The following is a 2,570-nucleotide window of genomic DNA, read 5'->3' as shown; positions in this document are numbered from 1 at the left end:
ATGATCATGGTGCGGTCGCTGCCGCCGCCCGAGCCGCCGCCACCGTTGCCGGGTGGGCCGCCGAAGGGATCGTCGATCGGATGCATGGCGAACTATCCTCGGATGGCCCAGAAGGCCAGGTTCAAACCGGGGAACTGGCCGGCGATATGGAAGGCGAAGCCCCCCGAGTTGGCCAACTGCTTCCAATGGTCGCTGCCGCGATCCAGCTCGAAGTAGCTGGAGCCGGCGTGATAGGGAATCTGCCGTGGCGCCACCGGCATCGGCAGCAAGGCGATGCCCGGCAGCTGCAGGTTGACCAGGTCGCGGATGTGTTCCACCGAGCCGACCTTGGCCTGCTGCGGGAACAGGCTGCGCAGGTTTTCCGCCGGCACGTCGGCGCGCACCACCAGGACGAAGCTGGCGCCCTGCAGCAGGTTCTTGTCGGCCAGCATGGCCACGTGCACGCCGTAGGATTTCTCGACTATCGGGATCGGCGTGGCGCGGCTGTCGATGACCATCGACAGTGCCTGGCGCAGCTCGCGGATCACCGGGGCGAAACTGGCCGCCAGGTCGTCGTGCTCGTAGGCCGGGTACTCGGCCGGGCGCCGGCCGCTACTGGAAAAGGTGGCGAATTCGCCGGCCAGCGCCACCGCCTCGCGGTAGAAGGCCTCCGGGTGCAGCGGGCTGAGCCGGGCCAGGTGGCTGATCAGCGGCTCAGCGCGGTTGACCAGCTGCAGCAGCAGGAAATCGGCGATCTCCGAGGCGCCGCCGGCGCCGGAGGCCACCACCCTGCCCGCCAGCGCCTCGCCACGCTGGTGCAGCAGGCCCTGCAGTTCGCTGCGAAAGGCCGCCAGCGGCGGCGAGGCGGCGACGTCCAGCAATGGCGGGATGTAGTTCTCGTCGAGCAGCAAGGCATTGTCGGCGCGTTTTTCCACCACCCGCACCACGCCGATGCAGGCGTACTCGCCGAGGCCGTCGCGCTCGGTGAGCAGGCGCAGTGCCTTGCCGCCGATGGCCAGCGGCGCGCGACTCTCGAACGGCGCGTTGTCGTCGCGCACCTCGCGCACCTGGCTGACGTAGCGAGCGCCGCCAAGGGCTTCGCCCTCCTCCACGGTGTCGCGGGTGCCGGCGCGCTTGAGCGGCAGGCCGAGGTAGATCAGCTGGTCGCGCATCTGCGGGTCGACGATCAGCGGCGTCGGCGCCACGTCGTCGCCGGGAATGTCGAACGGCGTGCCGTCGGGCAGCACGCCGCGGGCGCCGAGAATGGCCAGCTTGCCCTGGGTCAGCAGCGCCGTGTCCAGCTGCAGTTCGGAGAACCCCCAGCCGCCGGCGAACATTGGCCGGCAGCGGCTGTCGACCAGGGTTTCCAGATAACGGTCATGCTGTTGCAGGTGTTGCGGGCGCAGGAACATCCCCTCGGACCACACCACTCGGTTATTCCAGGACATGAGCGAATCTCCCGAGTGGTTTATTTGGTCGGCGGCGCGGGCACGGCGCTGACCGCGCGCGCGCTGAGGCTGACGTTGAGCACGCTGGTCTGGTGCGGCGGGATGTTGACCAGCTGCCGCCACACCGAGTCGTCCAGGTCGCGGAAGGCGACCACAAAACCGAGCAGACGGCTCTGTTCGTCCAGGGTGCGGTCGAGGATCAGTTGCTCGCCGGGCTGGATCAGCAACTCGTCCTGGGCCACCAGATCGCTGCTCAGGGTGGCGTTGGCCGACTCGACCAGGGAGAAGTAGTCGGCCCGGCTGAACACCGCCCCGCTCTTCAGTTCGTACAGGCGTACCCGCACCGGTGCCGGCTGCCCGCCCGGCGCAGGATTGAGGTCGGCCGAGGCCTGGATCTGCAGACGCACCACGGTGGGCGCAGGCGGTGGCGGCTCCGATGCGCAGGCGGTCAGCAACAGTGCCAGCACTCCCCACAATATCCTTGGCATCTTTGGCGTCCTCTAGAAGTTTTATTATTTCAATTCAGAATTAACAGCCCGCCGCTCCATAACAAACACTAAGTTCTACGCAGTTTGGCGCTGTGCTCTTCATAGGCGCGACTGAACTCGCGGCCGAACAGGTCCTGGAAGTCGTCCTCCGCTTCCCGGGATATGGCGGCATAGGTTTCGGTGAACAGTTCCCAGTACTTGGCTTGGCGCCCCCCCGACAATAATCCGCCAATACCCGAAGGTTTGTTCAGACGCGCCTCCAGAGTGGCCGGCTCGAAGCGCTTCAACAGATGTTTGATGGCCGCCTGTACCCCCGCCATGACCGCCAGTTGGTGCGCGCGCAGGTCATCGAAACTTTCCGCGATGGCCTGGTCGGCCGGCATGAAGGCCTGGTTGCCGGAACGTAGCAACAGCAGCAGTGCCTCCTCGACGTTCGGCGCGAATTTCAGCGGGTTGTTCTCTACCGGCTGAATCATGGTCTGCGCCATGCGGAACTCGCCCTTGAGACTGGCGCGGGCGCGCAGCACGTCCACCAGGCCTTCGACCATCTGCCGGTAGCTGCGGCCGATGGCCTCCATCTGCGCCAGCGCCTCGCCCCGTTCGATGCGCAGCTGCGCCACCCCGGCGCCGCGCAGAAAGGCTTCCAGGGCGTCGT

The 2,570-nt window shown here is 66.8% G+C and carries 3 protein-coding genes; all 3 read right to left on the bottom strand.

The annotated features are described in order from the left end of the window. Positions 1–92 precede the first annotated feature (92 nt). Positions 93–1,427, bottom strand: a complete 1,335-nt coding sequence (gene tssK, locus N878_RS17490; protein ID WP_031303387.1) for a type VI secretion system baseplate subunit TssK — start codon at positions 1,425–1,427, stop codon at positions 93–95. 20 nt (positions 1,428–1,447) lie between these two features. After that, entirely contained in the window at positions 1,448–1,915 is a 468-nt protein-coding gene (gene tssJ / locus N878_RS17485) for a type VI secretion system lipoprotein TssJ (protein ID WP_031303386.1), read from the bottom strand. A gap of 68 nt (positions 1,916–1,983) precedes the next feature. Then, positions 1,984–2,570: type VI secretion system-associated FHA domain protein TagH (gene tagH, locus N878_RS17480; RefSeq protein WP_021444891.1), on the bottom strand; the 587-nt coding region annotated here is incomplete at its 5' end.

Origin of the sequence: Pseudomonas sp. EGD-AK9 (assembly GCF_000465935.2) — a bacterium.
In the GTDB taxonomy this organism is placed as follows: Bacteria; Pseudomonadota; Gammaproteobacteria; order Pseudomonadales; family Pseudomonadaceae; genus Aquipseudomonas.
Note: the sequence above shows the minus strand (reverse complement) of the source record. Positions and strands in the feature narration are given on the sequence as shown.

Bases quoted from the DNA above. Each gene is read 5' to 3' on its own strand.
- tssK (WP_031303387.1), bottom strand. From the start codon at position 1,427: ATGTCCTGGAATAACCGAGTGGTGTGGTCCGAGGGGATGTTCCTGCGC.
- tssJ (WP_031303386.1), bottom strand. From the start codon at position 1,915: ATGCCAAGGATATTGTGGGGAGTGCTGGCACTGTTGCTGACCGCCTGC.